The organism is Pseudomonas sp. P5_A12, assembly GCF_056400685.1.
The window spans coordinates 37687-55070 of sequence record NZ_JBFUKU010000011.1; the positions used below are offsets into that span (position 1 = coordinate 37687).

12 protein-coding genes are annotated in these 17384 nt (G+C 58.1%); 3 read left to right on the top strand and 9 right to left on the bottom strand.

The window, feature by feature from the left end:
* Positions 1-168 precede the first annotated feature (168 nt).
* The 5 genes from topA to AC1DSG_RS03255 all read right to left on the bottom strand — a co-directional run bounded on the left by topA (position 169) and on the right by AC1DSG_RS03255 (position 7573).
* A complete protein-coding gene (gene topA / locus AC1DSG_RS03235) occupies positions 169-2796 on the bottom strand; it encodes a type I DNA topoisomerase (protein ID WP_477789558.1) in 2628 nt (875 codons plus the stop codon).
* Positions 2797-2910: 114 nt separating this feature from the next.
* A complete protein-coding gene (locus AC1DSG_RS03240) occupies positions 2911-3147 on the bottom strand; it encodes a DUF1653 domain-containing protein (RefSeq protein WP_007907781.1) in 237 nt (78 codons plus the stop codon).
* Positions 3148-3245: 98 nt separating this feature from the next.
* Entirely contained in the window at positions 3246-4421 is a 1176-nt protein-coding gene (gene fadA, locus AC1DSG_RS03245) for an acetyl-CoA C-acyltransferase FadA (protein ID WP_007944141.1), read from the bottom strand.
* 29 nt (positions 4422-4450) lie between these two features.
* Entirely contained in the window at positions 4451-6598 is a 2148-nt protein-coding gene (gene fadB, locus AC1DSG_RS03250) for a fatty acid oxidation complex subunit alpha FadB (RefSeq protein ID WP_477789559.1), read from the bottom strand.
* Between the two features lie 537 nt (positions 6599-7135).
* Complete coding sequence (locus tag AC1DSG_RS03255; RefSeq protein WP_477789560.1) at positions 7136-7573, bottom strand: hypothetical protein; 438 nt, start codon at positions 7571-7573, stop codon at positions 7136-7138.
* 104 nt (positions 7574-7677) lie between these two features.
* On the opposite strand from AC1DSG_RS03255, the gene AC1DSG_RS03260 reads away from it, so the two are divergent.
* Positions 7678-8115, top strand: a complete 438-nt coding sequence (locus tag AC1DSG_RS03260; protein WP_477789561.1) for a universal stress protein — start codon at positions 7678-7680, stop codon at positions 8113-8115.
* A 191-nt stretch (positions 8116-8306) separates the two neighbouring features.
* Here AC1DSG_RS03260 and AC1DSG_RS03265 read toward each other — a convergent pair whose 3' ends face one another.
* Positions 8307-10226: an ATP-binding cassette domain-containing protein gene (locus AC1DSG_RS03265; protein WP_477789562.1), complete on the bottom strand. Its 1920-nt coding sequence runs from the start codon at positions 10224-10226 to the stop codon at positions 8307-8309.
* 213 nt (positions 10227-10439) lie between these two features.
* On the opposite strand from AC1DSG_RS03265, the gene AC1DSG_RS03270 reads away from it, so the two are divergent.
* Complete coding sequence (locus tag AC1DSG_RS03270; RefSeq protein ID WP_477789563.1) at positions 10440-12368, top strand: transglycosylase SLT domain-containing protein; 1929 nt, start codon at positions 10440-10442, stop codon at positions 12366-12368.
* A gap of 72 nt (positions 12369-12440) precedes the next feature.
* On the opposite strand, the gene AC1DSG_RS03275 is transcribed toward AC1DSG_RS03270, so the two are convergent.
* Positions 12441-13475, bottom strand: coding sequence for a Fic family protein (locus AC1DSG_RS03275; RefSeq protein ID WP_477789564.1), 1035 nt, complete (start codon positions 13473-13475; stop codon positions 12441-12443).
* 68 nt (positions 13476-13543) lie between these two features.
* Positions 13544-15310 (bottom strand): ABC transporter transmembrane domain-containing protein, encoded by a 1767-nt coding sequence (locus AC1DSG_RS03280; protein WP_477789565.1) that lies wholly within the window; start codon positions 15308-15310, stop codon positions 13544-13546.
* A gap of 254 nt (positions 15311-15564) precedes the next feature.
* Between AC1DSG_RS03280 and AC1DSG_RS03285 the strand changes: the two genes are divergently transcribed.
* Positions 15565-15744: a PA1571 family protein gene (locus tag AC1DSG_RS03285; RefSeq protein WP_477789566.1), complete on the top strand. Its 180-nt coding sequence runs from the start codon at positions 15565-15567 to the stop codon at positions 15742-15744.
* 167 nt (positions 15745-15911) lie between these two features.
* Here AC1DSG_RS03285 and pdxB read toward each other — a convergent pair whose 3' ends face one another.
* Positions 15912-17054 carry a 4-phosphoerythronate dehydrogenase PdxB gene (gene pdxB / locus AC1DSG_RS03290; protein ID WP_477789567.1) on the bottom strand — a complete coding sequence of 381 codons (1143 nt, stop codon included), beginning with the start codon at positions 17052-17054 and terminating at the stop codon, positions 15912-15914.
* Between the last annotated feature and the right edge of the window lie 330 nt (positions 17055-17384).

Genomic DNA, 17384 nt, shown 5'->3' on the forward strand with positions numbered 1-17384 from the left:
CAACGAAATAATTGCTTCACGCAGGTCAGACAGTGTCGTGGATCACCTCGGCCTCCCGCAAGCACAAAACAAAAAGGCCGCATGAAAACCCGAGAGTTGTCATGCGGCCTTTTGTCTGTGGCGAGGGAGCTTGCTCCCGCTGGCCGACGGAGTCGGCCCACTATCCTTTTAAGCCTTTGCAGCTGGACGCTTGTCTTCAACCTTCCACTTGCCGCCGTCGTAGTACGCCTTCCAGCCAGTCGGCTTTCCGTCGACTTCAGTCTGCACATACTGCTCTTTGGTCTTGCGGCTATAACGAATCACCGCAGGGAGACCGTCGGGATCTTTCTTCGGCGCTTCGCAAAGGAAGTGGTACTTCGGATCGATCTCATCCTTGTGCGGCACAATCTCCATGACCAGCGGAGCGCGAGTCTCGCGGTTTTTCGGGAATTGGCTGGCCGCCAGGAACAGACCGGAAGCACCGTCGCGCAGGATGTAAGTGTCGTTGACCTTTTCGCATTTCAGCTCAGGCATCTTCACCGGGTCCATTTTTGGCGGCGCTGCGTCACCGCTCTTCAACAGCTTGCGGGTGTTCTTGCACGTCGCGTTGGTGCACCCAAAGAACTTGCCGAAACGGCCCGTCTTGAGCTGCATCTCGCTGCCACACTTGTCGCACTCCAGGCTCGGACCTTCATAGCCTTTGATGCGATAGGTGCCCTCTTCGATTTCGTAGCCGTCGCAATCCGGGTTGTTACCGCAGATGTGCAGCTTGCGCTTCTCGTCGAGCAGGTAAGCGTCCATCGCGGTGCTGCAGATCGGGCAGCGGTGTTTGCCACGCAGCACCAACGACTCGGATTCACCTTCGTCGTCTGCGGCGATTTCATCACCCGGAACCAGATTGACGGTAGCCTTGCAGCGCTCTTTCGGCGGCAGGCTGTAGCCCGAGCAGCCGAGGAACACGCCCGTCGAGGCAGTACGAATCTGCATCGGACGGCCACAGGTCAGGCACGGAATGTCGGTCATGACCGGCTGGTTGGCGCGCATGCCGTTTTCAGCACTTTCGGCTACTTCGAGCTTCTTCTTGAAGTCACCGTAGAACTCGTCCAGCACGTTTTTCCAGTCGCGCTCGCCCTGGGCCACGTCATCTAGGTTCTCTTCCATGCCGGCGGTGAAGCCGTAGTCCATGAGATTGGAGAAACTCTCGGACAGACGCTCGGTGACGATGTCGCCCATCTTTTCCGAATAGAAACGACGGTTGTGCAGCGCGACATAGCCGCGGTCCTGAATGGTCGAAATGATCGCTGCGTAGGTCGAAGGACGACCGATACCGCGTTTTTCCATTTCTTTAACCAGGCTCGCTTCCGAATAGCGCGCAGGCGGCTTGGTGAAGTGCTGGGTCGGATCAAGCTTGATCAGCTTCATCGCGTCGCCCTGGGCCATGTCCGGCAGCACGTCGTCATCGCCCGGCTTGGCAATTTGCGGCATGACGCGGGTGTAACCGTCGAACTTGAGGATGCGGCCCTTGGCACGCAGCTCAAAATCACCAGCACCGACGGTGACCGTGGTCGACAGGTATTGCGCCGGCAGCATCTGACAAGCTAGGAACTGGCGCCAGATCAACTCGTAGAGCCGCTCAGCATCACGCTCCATGCCCGACAGCTTGCTTGGCTCGGTGTTGGCATCGGAAGGACGAATCGCTTCGTGAGCCTCTTGTGCACCTTCCTTGCTGCTGTAGACGTTCGGGGTCTCCGGCAGGTACTTCTTGCCGAATTCGCCTTCAATATAAGTGCGCGCCATCGTCACGGCATCGGCCGAGAGGTTGGTGGAGTCAGTACGCATGTAAGTGATGTAGCCGGCTTCGTACAGACGCTGGGCCATCATCATGGTTTTCTTCACGCCGAAGCCCAGGCGGTTGCTCGCGGCCTGTTGCAACGTGGACGTGATGAACGGGGCCGACGGCTTGCTGCTGGTCGGCTTGTCTTCACGCTTGACGATGCTGTAGCTGGAAGCCTTGAGCTTCTCCAGCGCGGCCATGGCCTGGGTTTCGTTGAGCGGCTTGAAGGCTTCGCCTTTCTCGCGGGCCACGTCGAAGCGCACGGTGGCGCCCTTGGCGGTGCCGAGGTCGGCGTGGACTTCCCAGTATTCTTCCGGGTTGAACGCGCGGATTTCACGCTCGCGCTCAACAACCAGCTTTACCGCCACCGACTGCACACGACCGGCGGACAGACCGCGGGCGATCTTGGCCCACAGCAGCGGCGAAACCATGTAACCCACCACGCGGTCGAGGAAACGACGCGCCTGCTGGGCGTTTACACGGTCGATGTCCAGCTCGCCCGGCTTGGAGAAGGCTTCCTGAATCGCCTTCTTGGTGATTTCGTTGAACACCACGCGCTTGTAGCGGCTGTCGTCACCACCGATGGCTTCGCGCAGGTGCCAGGCAATGGCTTCCCCCTCGCGATCCAAGTCGGTTGCGAGATAGATGGTGTCAGCATCTTTGGCGAGCCGGCGCAGCTCTTCGATGACTTTTTCCTTGCCCGGGAGGATCTCGTACTTGGCTTTCCAGCCATGATCGGGATCGACACCCATGCGCGAGACCAACTGCTTGCGCGCTTTCTCTTTCGGCGTGAGCACCGGACCTTCACCCGCGGCGGCCTTGCCGCGCTTGGCGGCTGGCTCTTTGCTGGCGCTAGCCGAACCGCTGGTGGGCAGGTCTCGGATATGGCCGATACTCGACTTCACCACGTATTGGTTACCCAGATACTTGTTGATGGTCTTGGCCTTAGCCGGGGATTCCACAATGACCAGCGATTTGCCCATGGATCAGAAAATTCCTGAATTCTAGAAGTGAAAGGCGGTTGGCGCCTGACGCGGCACCGCTATATATAGTGGCTACAAGGTGAGGTCAAGCGCAGGGTTCTGCACGCACTCCCCTTATGGCTGTGGAAAAACGCTCGGTTCGGCTTGCACCAAAGCAAAGCGTGGCACCTGTTCGCCGTCAACCTCGACCGACTCCAGGAACATGCTCAAGGGACGCACCCAAAAGCCGTAATCGCCATACAGGGCTTGGTAGAAGACCACTTCCTCTTCGGTTTCCGAATGCCGCGCAACAGCGAATACGCGGTACTGCGGACCTTTGTAATGTTCGTAGAGCCCAGGTTGTATCGGCATGCTTTGGCCCTCACTCAAATCTTTTCAAAATAAAAACAAAATAAATTCAGAAAAACAAAAACCGGGGCACTTGGCCCCGGCTTCCGTCAACGGAACGCTTAAACGCGTTCGAAGACGGTGGAGATGCCTTGGCCGAGACCAATGCACATGGTAGCCACCCCGAAGGTGCCGCCATTTTGCTTCATCACGTTCAACAGCGTGCCGGAGATACGTGCACCGGAGCAACCGAACGGGTGACCCAGGGCGATCGCGCCGCCGTGCAGGTTAACCTTCTCGTTCATCTTGTCGAGCACTTTCAGATCTTTCAGCACTGGCAAGGCCTGTGCGGCGAAAGCTTCGTTGAGCTCAAAGAAGTCGATATCGTTAATACCAAGGCCCGCGCGCTTCAGTGCTTTTTGTGTAGCCGGTACTGGACCATAGCCCATGATTGCCGGATCCACACCTGCCACTGCCATCGAACGAATCACGGCCATAGGCTGGATGCCCAGGTCCTGTGCACGCTGCGCCGACATCACGATCATGCACGAAGCACCGTCGGTGATCTGCGACGAGGTACCGGCTGTCACGGTGCCGCCCTTCGGGTTAAACGCTGGCTTAAGAGCCGCCAGGCTTTCCAGGGTGGTTTCCGGACGAATGGTCTCGTCGTAGTCGAACAGTTTCAGGAAACCGTTCTCATCGTAGCCCTGCATCGGGATGATTTCGTCTTTGAACTTGCCCTCCAGCGTCGCTTTATGAGCGAGCTGGTGGGARCGCACGCCGAAAGCGTCCTGTTGTTCGCGAGTAATGCCGTGCATTTTGCCCAGCATTTCAGCGGTCAGGCCCATCATGCCCGAGGCTTTCGCCGCGTACAGGGACATGTGCGGGTTCGGATCGACACCGTGCATCATGCTCACGTGGCCCATGTGCTCGACGCCGCCGACGACGAACACGTCACCGTTGCCGGTCATGATCGCTTGCGCGGCAGTGTGCAGTGCGCTCATCGACGAGCCACACAGACGGCTGACGGTCTGACCGGCTGCCGTGTGCGGGATCTGAGTCATCAGGGACGCCATGCGGGCGATGTTCCAGCCCTGCTCCAGGGTCTGGTTTACACAGCCCCAGATCACGTCTTCGACTTCGTTCGGGTCGACCTTGACGTTGCGTTCCAGCAATTTGCTGATCAGATGCGCCGACATGTCTTCGGCGCGGGTGTTGCGGTGCATGCCGCCCTTGGAGCGGCCCATCGGAGTACGACCGAAGTCGACAATCACGACGTCTCTAGGATTCAAGCTCATAAGTTCACTCTCACTCTAGTTGGGGGCGCTTAACCGAAGAAGCTCTGGCCGTTTTTGGCCATTTCGCGCAGCTTCGCGGTCGGGTGGTACAGCGCGCCCAAATCAGCGTACTGGTCAGCCAGGGCAACGAACTCGGCAACACCGATCGAATCGATGTAGCGCAGCGCACCGCCACGGAATGGAGGGAAACCAATACCGTAGACCAGACCCATGTCGGCTTCGGCAGCGGTTTCAACAATGCCGTCTTCCAGGCAACGCACGGTTTCCAGGCACAGCGGGATCATCATCCAGTTGATGATGTCTTCGTCGGTGACTTCGCGCTGCTCGTAAACGATCGGCTTGAGCACTTCCAGTACCGAAGGATCGGCGACTTTCTTCTGCTTGCCGCGCTTGTCGGTCTCGTAGGCGTAGAAGCCCTTGCCATTCTTCTGGCCCAGGCGCTTGGCTTCGTAGAGCACGTCGACAGCCGAACGGCGGTCGTCTTTCATGCGGTCCGGGAAGCCTTCAGCCATGACATCACGACCGTGGTGACCGGTGTCGATGCCGACCACGTCCATCAGGTACGCCGGGCCCATTGGCCAACCGAATTTTTCCATGATCTTGTCGATACGGACGAAGTCCACACCGGCGCTGACCAGCTTGGCAAAACCGCCGAAGTACGGGAACAGTACGCGGTTGACCAGGAAGCCTGGGCAGTCGTTGACGACGATCGGGTTTTTGCCCATTTTCTTGGCGTAGGCAACGGTGGTGGCAACGGCCACTTCACTGGACTTCTCGCCACGAATCACTTCAACCAGCGGCATCATGTGCACCGGGTTGAAGAAGTGCATGCCGACGAAGTTTTCCGGACGCTTGAGGGCTTTGGCCAGCAAGGTAATGGAAATGGTCGAAGTGTTGGACGCGAGGATGGTGTCCTCTTTGACCTTGTCTTCCACTTCGGCCAGAACGGCTTGCTTGACCTTCGGGTTTTCGACGACTGCTTCAACCACCAGATCCACGTGACCGAAATCACCGTAGGACAGGGTCGGACGAATGCCGTTGAGCACTTCAGCCATTTTCGCAGCGGTCATGCGACCTTTATCAACACGACCGACCAGCAGCTTGGCGGCTTCAGCCAGGCCTTGCTCGATGCCGTGCTCGTTGATGTCCTTCATCAGGATCGGCGTACCTTTGGAAGCCGACTGATAAGCGATACCTCCACCCATGATGCCGGCGCCCAATACGGCAGCCTGCTTCACGTCTTTAGCGATTTCATCGTAAGCCTTGGCCTTTCTCTTCAGTTCCTGATCGTTCAGGAACAGACCGATCAAGCTCTGCGCGGCAGAGGTCTTGGCCAGTTTGACGAAACCAGCTGCTTCGACTTCCAGCGCTTTGTCGCGACCGAAGTTCGCGGCTTTCTGGATAGTCTTGATCGCTTCAACCGGCGCCGGGTAGTTCGGGCCAGCTTGACCGGCCACGAAACCTTTGGCGGTTTCGAAGGCCATCATTTGTTCGATGGCGTTCAACTTCAGCTTTTCCAGCTTCGGTTGACGCTTGGCCTTGTAGTCAAACTCGCCGGAGATGGCGCGCTTGATCAGTTCCAGGGCCGCTTCTTGCAGTTTCTCAGGAGCAACCACTGCATCGACTGCGCCGACTTTCAGGGCGTCTTCAGGGCGGTTTTCCTTGCCGGCGGCAATCCACTCGATGGCGTTGTCGGCACCGATGATACGCGGCAGACGCACGGTACCGCCAAAGCCTGGGTAGATGCCCAGCTTGACTTCCGGCAGACCAATCTTGGCATTGGTGGACATGACGCGGTAATCCGCCGCCAGGCACATTTCCAGACCGCCACCCAGGGCGATGCCGTTGATCGCTGCGACAGTCGGGACGTTAAGGTCTTCGAAATCGCTGAAAATCTTGTTGGCTTCCAGATTGCCAGCAACGAGCTCGGCATCAGGCAGCTTGAAGTTTTCGACAAATTCGGTGATGTCGGCGCCGACGATGAATACGTCCTTGCCGCTGCTGACGATCACGCCCTTGATCGAAGCATCTGCCTTGATGGTGTCTACAGCCTGACGCAGTTCGTTCAGGGTTAGACGGTTGAACTTGTTGACGGACTCACCCTTGAGGTCGAATTTCAATTCGACGGTGCCACTTTCAAGAGCCTTAACCGTGATGGCTTTACCTTCGTAAATCATCAACTGATCTCCACGATATGGAAGCTGAACAGTACACGTCGGACGCAGGCGAATGGCTCGGCAGGACGTTAAACGTCAATGCTACGCCAATCCACCCGGCACACCCGCCAACGCGATAGTCGGGATTCTGTAGGAGCGGTCTGTAATACAAACGCTCAATTCATACGCCCGTTTGATTTGGGTACGCCACCTTCACGGAATTTCCGACAATTGTCAATCGCCCAAAACACGGGTTGAAACGCGACTTTGCGGTCACTTCCGTACTGCGAAGATCTACAACACACAAATGGATCCGAGATCATTCATAGAATCAATAGTTAGAAAATTCGCCCTAATTCGCTGCAGCCCGCGTTTAACAAGCTACGCTGGCACGAACCCGAGGAAAAAATGTGAACGTTTTGGGCGAACGCCGAACGTAAGAACAGCCCTACAGCGAATTACCGGCCTGCCTGGCCAACCCCAGCCCGATGATGATGTCGGGCTTTTTATTGTCTGTCTGCGCCATTTCGTGCCATTGCAGCGCGAAATATCCTCGGCTTACGCCAGTGCTTTCAGCACTGAGTCAATGTCTTGCAGCACCGTAGCCTCGCCCTTCTCGCCCCAATACAGGGTGATCATCTGCTTGTCCGCCTCGACCTTGTAGACGTTGGCTGGCAACTTTTCGAAATGATTGAGCAGCGCTCGATCCTCGCAAACTTCCTGCCACTGATTCACCCATACACCTGGCGACTTTTGCCAGTAACTCCAGCACGCAGGCTGATTGCCACGGCGCGGCCGATGGTACTGAGCGCAAGGACTCGGCGGCTCCTGACTCAGCCAATGCGGCCACTCTTGAGGCGCCAATTGCATGGCCAGGCCAATACGTCGCGCCTCCATGCGCAGAGCCATGCGCCCGCTCTGACCACGAGACGGCCGCAACCATGCCAGCGGACTCAACACCACCAACAGGATTGACACCACTATCCAGACCGTCATATCTGTACTCCCGATTCTTGATGGGCGCCTTGGGTCACTTTGAAACCATTGCGCTTGAAACCAGCCATACTTACCAATATTGCAATCCTCAGGAGGAGCACCTCATGCCCTACAACCATATTCTGGTCGCTGTAGATCTAACCGAAGAGTGCGACCCTGTAATCCACCGCGCTCGCGAGTTGTCGGTGAGCAATGGGGCGAAGCTGTCCCTGGTGCACATTGTCGAGCCAATGGCCATGGCCTTTGGCGGCGACGTCCCCATGGACCTGTCACAACTGCAACAACAGCAGTTCGATCAGGCCAAGGAGCGCCTTGAGCGGTTGATCGTGAAATATCCGGAACTCTCCAAGGAATACAGCCACCTGACCTACGGGCAGCCGCGCCAGGAGATTCACCACCTGGCCAAGGAACAGACCTGCGACCTGATCGTGGTGGGCAGCCATGGTCGACACGGCCTGGCATTGCTGCTGGGCTCGACCGCCAATGACGTACTTCACGGCGCGCCTTGCGATGTGCTCGCGGTGCATCTCATAAAACGCTGACAACACATAACCTGTAGGAGCCGAGCTTGCTCGCGATGGCGGYCTGTCAGTCCCATTGATACTGACTGACAGGCCGCCATCGCGAGCAAGCTCGGCTCCTACAGGAGATCTACGGCAGCCAGTAGATCGCATTCCATACGAAAAGCCCGGCGTTCATCACTGAACGCCGGGCTTTTTTACAGCAGGATCAATCAGGCATCCAGCTCGGCCCAGCGCTCGACCATCACGTCGTGTTCAGCCTGCAACTGCTCTAACTGAGCAATCACGGCAGCCGTCTCGGCAGCCGGACGCTGATAGAATCCGGCGTCAGCCATTTGCGCTTCAACCGCAGCAATCTGCTGCTCCATGGCTTCGATCTGGCCCGGCAACATTTCCAGCTCACGCTGCAACTTGTAGCTGAGCTTTTTCTTTGCCACTGGCGCTTCAACTGCCGTAGCCACTGGAGCCGCTTCTGCGGTCACCACTGCGGATGTCAGGTCCGCTTTGCCAGACTTGCTCTCGGTCACGCCCAGCAGGCGCGGCGAGCCGCCCTGACGCAGCCAATCCTGATAACCACCGACGTATTCACGGACCTTGCCTTCACCTTCGAAGACCAGGGTACTGGTGACCACGTTGTCGAGGAATGCCCGGTCGTGACTGACCATCAGCACGGTGCCGTTGAAGGTCAGCAAGACCTCTTCCAGCAGCTCGAGGGTTTCAACGTCGAGGTCGTTGGTCGGTTCGTCGAGGACCAGCAGGTTCGCTGGCTTGCTGAACAGTTTGGCCAGCAACAGACGGGCACGCTCACCACCGGACAGCGCCTTGACCGGCGTGCGGGCACGCTGCGGGCTGAACAGGAAGTCGCCGAGGTAGCTCAGCACGTGACGGCTCTGACCATCGATATCGATGAAGTCGCGACCTTCGGCAACGTTGTCGATCACGGTCTTTTCCAGGTCCAGCTGATGGCGCAACTGGTCGAAGTAAGCCACGTCGATGCGTGTCCCCTCTTCCACTGTGCCGCTGGTTGGCTGCAGACCGCTGAGCATCAGCTTCAGCAGCGTGGTCTTGCCGGTACCGTTGGCGCCGAGCAGACCGATACGGTCGCCGCGCGTCAGGACCATGGAGAAATCCTTGATCAGGAACGGGCCACCCGGGTGAGCGAAGCTCACGTTCTCGAGAACCATTACCTGTTTGCCGGACTTGTCAGCGGTGTCCAGCTGAATGTTGGCCTTGCCGGTGCGCTCACGACGTTCGCTACGCTCGACGCGCAACGCTTTCAACGCGCGGACGCGGCCTTCGTTACGGGTGCGACGCGCCTTGATGCCCTGGCGGATCCAGACTTCTTCCTGGGCCAGCTTTTTGTCGAACAGCGCATTGGCGGTTTCTTCAGCCGCCAGCGACGCTTCTTTGTGCACGAGGAAACTGGCGTAGTCGCCGTTCCAGTCGATCAAGCCGCCGCGATCCAGCTCCAGGATGCGGGTCGCAAGGTTCTGCAGGAATGAACGGTCGTGCGTGATGAACAGCACGGCGCCCTGGAAATCCTTCAGCGCTTCTTCGAGCCAGGCGATTGCACCGATGTCCAGGTGGTTGGTCGGTTCGTCGAGCAGCAGCAGGTCCGGTTCGGAAACCAGCGCCTGAGCCAGCAGGACGCGACGACGCCAGCCGCCGGACAATTCGGCGAGGGTCTTGTCAGCAGGCAACTGCAAACGGCTCAAGGTGCTGTCGACCAGTTGCTGCAAACGCCAGCCATCGCGGGCTTCGAGGTCGTGCTGGACGTGCATCAGCTTGTCCAGGTCAGCGTCGGTGACGATGTTCTGGCTCAGGTGGTGATATTGCGCGAGCAACTCGCCCACACCGTCCAGGCCTTCGGCAACCACGTCGAACACGGTCCGCTCGTCGGCTACCGGCAATTCTTGCGGCAATTCGCCAATTTTGAGGCCGGGTGCGCGCCAAACGGAGCCTTCATCGGGCTTCTGGTCGCCCTTGACGAGCTTCATCATGCTGGACTTGCCAGTGCCATTGCGGCCGATGATGCACACCCGCTCACCACGGGCGATCTGCCAGGACACCTTGTCCAACAACGGCATAGCGCCGAAAGCAAGGGACACATCGCTGAATTTGAGCAGGGTCATGAGCTTCTCCAAAAACCGGGCGCGCATTCTACCTGACTTGAGGCTTCAGAAGGCCGGCAATTTCACTCTCGAAGCACTCCGCATAACAAATGTTGCGAACTTATGCCGGCGGGCCTGCAAAGCTTTCGCCCGTTGCTGGCAAACGGCTAAGCTACAGATTATTCAGTGCGGGCATAGCCCGCACTTGTCATGATTTCTCTGCCCGGATGTCTCATGCGCAGTCGCCTTTTCAGTCTTTTATCTTGTCTGCTTCTTACTGCCACTGCCGTGCAATCAGCCCAGGCGGTGGACCTGTCCACCCAGCGCCAGTATTACGATGAAGCCAAGCGTGCCTTGGCCAAGGGCGATTCCGGTCCTTATTTTCGTTACAGCCAGGCCCTCAGTGATTACCCGCTGGAACCGTATCTGGCCTATGACGAGTTGACTGCTCGCCTGAAAACCGCCAGCAATGCCGAAATCGAGAAGTTCCTCGCCGAACACGGTGACCTGCCGCAAGCCAACTGGATGAAATTGCGTTGGCTGCGCTGGCTGGCAGAGCGTGGCGACTGGGCGACCTTCGTCAAGTATTACGACCCCAAGCTCAACTTCACGGAGCTGGACTGCCTGAATGCGCAGTACCAGATCACCCACAATCAGAAGGCCGAGGGTTATGCCAACGCCAACAAACTGTGGCTGACCGGCAAATCCCAACCGGAAGCTTGCGACGCGCTGTTCGGACTGTGGGGCGCCGAAGGTCAACTGACCGAGCAAAAACGCTGGGAACGCACCAAACTCGCCGCCCAGGCGCGCAATTACCCACTGGCCAACAGCCTCGTTAACGGCCTCACCACCCTCGCCCCGCGCGGTCGGCTGCTGATTGATGTGGCGCAAAAACCCGAACTGCTCAACCAGCCTTCGCGCTTCACCCCGGCTGACGAACCGATGTCCGACGTAGTCAGCCTCGGCCTGCGCCGCCTGGCCAAAGAAGACCCGGACAAGGCCATGGCCCTGCTCGACGGTTATGCCAGCAGCATGCACTTCTCCCGCGATGAAAAAGTGGCGATCGCCCGGGAAATCGGACTGACCCTCGCTCGACGCTTCGATAGTCGTGCGCTGGACGTGATGACCAAATACGACCCGGAACTGCGCGACAACACGGTGTCTGAATGGCGTCTGCGGCTGTTGTTGCGCCTGGGCCGTTGGGACGATGCCAATCAGTTGACCCGGCGCGTGCCGCAGGACCTGGCGACCACCAATCGCTGGCGCTACTGGCAGGCCCGCAGCCTTGAACTGGCCCAGCCACAGAGCACGGAAGTGCAAACACTTTATAAAAACCTCGCTCGCGAGCGTGACTTCTATGGTTTCCTCGCGGCAGATCGTTCGCAGTCTCCGTATTCGCTGAACAATAAACCGCTGGTGTTGAGCCAGGCGCTGATCAACAAAGTGCGCAACACGCCGGGCGTTCGTCGTGCCTTGGAATTCCACGYGCGCGGGCAGATCGTCGATGGTCGCCGCGAGTGGTATCACGTCAGCCGACACTTCAGCCGTGACGAAATGGTCGCCCAGGCAAAACTGGCCTATGACCTGAAATGGTATTTTCCGGCGATCCGCACCATCAGCCAGGCACAGTACTGGGACGATCTGGACATCCGCTTCCCGATGGCCTACCGCGAACCGTTGGTCCGGGAAGCCAAAATCCGCGGCCTGCATCCAAGCTGGGTGTTCGCCATCACTCGCCAGGAAAGCGCCTTTATGGCTGACGCCCGCTCCGGCGTCGGCGCCAGCGGCCTGATGCAACTGATGCCCGCCACCGCCAAGGAAACCGCACGCAAGTTCAGCATCCCGCTGGCCTCACCGCAGCAAGTGCTGGACCCGGACAAAAACATCCAGCTGGGTGCCGCGTACCTGAGCCAGGTCCACGCCCAGTTCAACGGCAACCGCGTCCTCGCCTCCGCTGCCTACAACGCGGGCCCGGGCCGCGTGCGCCAGTGGCTGCGCGGCGCAGACCACCTGAGCTTCGACGTCTGGGTGGAAAGCATCCCGTTCGACGAAACTCGTCAGTATGTGCAGAACGTGCTGTCGTATTCGGTGATTTACGGCCAGAAGCTCAACTCGCCACAACCGCTGGTGGATTGGCATGAGCGGTATTTTGACGATCAATGATCCGGGATTGAACCACTAACAAAAACGCCCGCATTGAGAAATGCGGGCGTTTTTTTTGGGGAGCACAACCCGCTAAGTCGATCTGAGCCGCGCAACAGTTTGATCACCAAACTCGGTCAGGCGATATCTCTGAATCGGACTACGAGGTGAATCAGGGTCAGTCATTTCAATCAAACCGACAGACAATGCAGGCTTGAGATAGTTAGCCCTAAAAGTCGCCTTGTGAGYCAACCCGACAATTGTCATCAATTCGCTAACCTTAAGTGGAGCACTGCCTCGCAGAGCAATGAGCAGCTTCGCTACTTGGTCGGTTACTTGGTCGGTTACTTGGTCGCTTGCCGGTTCGCTTCGGGCCGCTTCCTTCAGCGCAAGGCTTAATGCTTGCAGCATGAACTCGACAAAAGGCGTCGACTGAGCCAACTGATCAGATGCTGACAATGCGGCGTAATAGGCGTCCTGCTGTTCTCGAACCACCGCTTCGACCGGAAGATAAGCCAACACGGGCCGCCATTGACTGAGTATCAAGGTTTGCCAGATTCGCCCCATACGCCCATTGCCATCGGCGAAGGGATGGATGAACTCGAATTCGTAGTGGAAAACGCAGCTAATGATCAGCGGGTGCCAATCGGAAAAACCCACCCATGCGAGCAAGTCATCAATCAAATGCGCAACGCGACTCTGTGGAGGTGCCATGTGAACCAATTTGTCCCCACGGTAGATGCCTACCCCGGCTCGACGAAACTGTCCGCAGTCGTCAATCAAGCCCTCCATCAGCAACGCATGAGCACGAAGCAAATCGCTTCGGTTGCTCGGCTGCCAATCCGGCATGGATTCGTAAGCCGCAAAAGCATTACGCACTTCCTGAATTTCTCGCGGCAACCCCAGCACTCGCTGCCCCGCCAGAACAGCAGTCACTTGCTCGATACTGAGGGTATTGTTCTCAATGGCCAAGGACGCCTGAATTGTACGAATCCGGTTGCCGCGACGTAACTGAGGGGTCTGCAGCCGTTCATCCACAGCCGTAAGCCGACCGATTTGCTCACTGATCTCGGCGACCAGGGCCAATATTCTCGTGGTCAGGGTCAACGGTGGCTGATATCGACTCATTTCCTCATCCATGCTCGCAACTGAGGCCGACATAATGCCCGAACACGGCCGCGTTCAGCAGCTCTCATTCACGCAGCTTCATGCCCATCACTAAACTGCAACGCCGCCAACCTTGCATACAGTGCATTACTCGCAATCAACGCCTGATGCGTCCCCACTGCCACCAATTTCCCCTGATCCATCACCGCGATCCGGTCCGCGTTTTTCACAGTGGCCAATCGGTGGGCGATGACCAGTGTGGTGCGGTTTTTCATCAGGCTTGGCAGGGCCTGCTGGATCAAGTGTTCGCTCTGGGCATCGAGGGCGCTAGTAGCTTCGTCGAGCAACAGAATTGGCGCGTCCACCAACAACGCCCGGGCGATGGCCAGGCGCTGGCGCTGACCACCAGACAGACCGAGGCCACCGTCGCCCAGATGTGTCTGGTAACCGTTGGGCATTTGTTCGATGAAGTCGTGGGCGTAGGCGATTTTTGCCGCCTCCTGAACTTGGGCCAAGGTGGCACTCGGGTTGCCGTAGCGGATGTTCTCTTCGATGCTGCCGAAGAACAGCGCCGGGTTTTGCGAGACCAATGCGAAGCAGCGGCGCAGATCGAGCGGATCAAGGTGAGTCAGCGGCACGCCATCGAGCAGAATCTGTCCGGCGGCGGGGTCGTAAAAGCGCAGGAGCAAGTCATACACCGTGGATTTGCCGGCTCCGGACGGGCCGACCAAGGCGAGGGTTTCACCCGCATTAATGGTCAGATTCAAGCCATCGACGGCGTAACTTTCCGGCCGTGAGGGGTAGGAAAAACGTACGTCTTGCAGAACCAGATCGCCCCTCACCCGCTCTGGCAAGGTCACCAGACCGATGGTCGGCGGCTGGATGATGTTTTCCGAGCGCAGCAATTCGGCAATCCGCTCGGCCGCGCCCGCTGCTCGCTGCAACTCCCYGATCACTTCGCTCAAGGTGCCGAAGGCGCTGCCGACGATAAGGCTGTAGAAGACAAACGCCGCCAGTTCACCCGCCGAGATCCGCCCGGCAATCACATCCATGCCACCGACCCACAGCATGACGCCCACCGCACCCAGCACCAGCACGATGACCAGCGTGATCAGCCAGGCGCGCTGGAAGATGCGTTTACGCGCGGTGTTGAACGCGTCTTCCACCGTCACGGCAAAACGCTGCTCGTCCTGAACCTGATGGTTGTAGGCCTGCACGGTTTTGATCTGGCTGAGGGTTTCGGAGACGTAGCTGCCGATATCAGCGATCCGGTCCTGACTCAGGCGCGACAGGTTACGCACCCGGCGGCCGAAAATCAGGATCGGAGCGATGACCAAGGGCAAGGCGACGACCACGATGCTGGTGAGTTTGGGGTTGGTGATAAACAGCAGCACAATCCCGCCGATGACCATCAACAAATTGCGCAAAAACAGCGACAACGAAGAGCCGATTACCGATTGCAGCAACGTTGTATCGGCGGTCAGCCGCGACTGGATCTCGGAGCTGCGATTGTTTTCGTAGAAGCCCGGATGTAGATAAACCAGGTGGTTGAACACTTGTCGGCGGATGTCTGCGACCACGCGCTCGCCGATCCACGACACCAGATAAAAACGCGCGAAGGTGCCGATCGCCAGCCCCACCACCAGCAACATGAACAAGCCGATGGACTGATTGAGCAAGTGCGGCGACTGGGTCATGAACCCTTGGTCTACCAGCAGGCGAATGCCCTGCCCCATCGACAAGGTAATGCCGGCGGTGACAATCAACGCGAGCAAGGCGCCAAAGGCTGGCCAGCGATAGGGTGCAAGAAAGCGCAGGGTCAGGCGGATCGCGCGGCGGTGACGGGCAGAAAGCATCGCAGTTATCCAGGTACGTCAATGAAGGGGCCAGCCTACACTGTCAGACGCAGAACCCTGTAAATCACAATGAGTCAGGTTAATTATGACCGCGATGACTAGTCTCTAGACGCTATTGGTCTAAAGTCCGGGTGGCAAGGTTTTTAAATTTCTGGTGGACTGACGTAACCGTTTGGGAAGATCGCAGGGAGTTGTCATAGCCCGGTCACCTGACGGTTGTAAAGTAGGCACACAACCTGATGAGGAGACAGGCCATGTCCTTGCAAAACAGCAGCGAAGACAAGATTCAAGTGATCCGCACACAGCCAAACCAGTCTCTGGGTTGCTCGATTATCGATGCCAATGGGCGTGAAGTACCGATCACTGAAGAAATGATCCAGTGCGCTTGCCGCGAGCTGGAACAGCGATTGGTCCAGCCTGCCGAACAAGAGTGATATAGCCACCGTCTTCTTGACCCGGCCCTGGTGGGCCGGGTTTTTTATGGGTGCCTATCTGGAAATTGCGGTGCGGCCATCGCGAACAGGCTCACTCCCACATTGGATCTGTGTCAGCCACAAACCCTGTGGGAGCGAGCCTGCTCGCGATAGGGCCGACTTGGTTTCTATACAGCCGAAGCCCCCAACGCCACCACAATCCTCTGCAACTCAGCCGACTCCCCCTCAATCCGCACCTGCAACCCATCAATCTCCCGTCGCTGCGGATAATGCTTGCGCAGCGCATCAAACGCCGCACGCTGCTCGCTCACGCTACCTACCAGGCTGCGCCGAAAATCCGCATCGTCACGGCGCGGGTCGTACACGCCGCGGCACAGCATGGCCAATGCCCACGCCGGATCAGTCTGCGCATGCAGGGTCACGTGCGACAACCACGGAGCCGGCAATAAATCACTGAGGCTGATGTCGGCCGGGCGCCCGAGAAAATCGCAATACGCCTGATAAATTTGCGCCGTCCCGCGCTGTCTCCCTTCAAGGCTGTATCCGGCAATGTGYGGCGTCGCCAGCACACACAACTCAGCCAGCGCCACGTCGACCTCAGGTTCGCCCTCCCACACGTCGAGCACCGCTTGCAGGTCTTCGCGCTCAAGTAGTACTTGACGCAGGGCGGCGTTATCCACCACCGGGCCACGACTGGCATTGATCAGCCACGTTCCGGGCTTGAGCTGGTTCAAGCGTTTTTTATCGAGCAGATGCCAGGTCGACTGCGCGCCGTGCTTCTTTAAAGGAGTGTGCAGACTGATTACGTCGCATTGCTCAATGATCTGTTCAAGACTGACAAAATCACCGCCTTCAGCTGCTTGTCGGGGTGGGTCACACACCAGCACTTTCCAGCCCAGGCCTTGCAGGACCTTGACGAGACGACCACCGACCTGGCCTGCACCGACCACGCCGTATGTGCGTTGAGTCAGGTCAGCGCCTTCGATTTCAGCCAGGGTCAACAGACTGCCGAGCACGTAGTCGACCACACCCCGTGCATTGCAGCCAGGCGCGCTGGACCAAGTGATTGCATTTTTTTGAAAGTAATCCAGGTCCAGGTGATCAGTGCCGATGGTGCATGTGCCGACAAAACGCACGTTGCTACCTTCGAGCAAGGCACGATTGACGTTGGTCACTGAGCGGACCAGCAGCACATCGGCGTGTTCGACGGTAGCGCGGTCGATGGAACGTCCCGGTACCCGGAGGATTTCACCGAAACCTGAGAAGAAGGCATCGAGCAGCGGGATATTTTCGTCGGCAACAATCAGCATGGAAGGCTCCTTTGGGGGATCGGCAGTGTAGGCGGAGTTGACCTTTGTGAGCCAGCAGGCATTGCGCATCCTTGTAGCAACTGGCGCAGCCTGCGTCCGGCTGMGCAGCAGTCGTAAAACCTGAGTTTGCGGTCTTACTGAAGCACCGCATCGCCTGACTTTACGACTGCTGCGCAGCCGGACGCAGGCTGCGCCAGTTGCTACAAGGATGYGCAATGCCTGCTGGCTCACAAAGGTCAACTCCGCCTACACTGCCGATCCCCCAAAGGAGCCTTCCATGCTGATTGTTGCCGACGAAAATATCCCGCTGCTCGATGCCTTCTTCTCAGG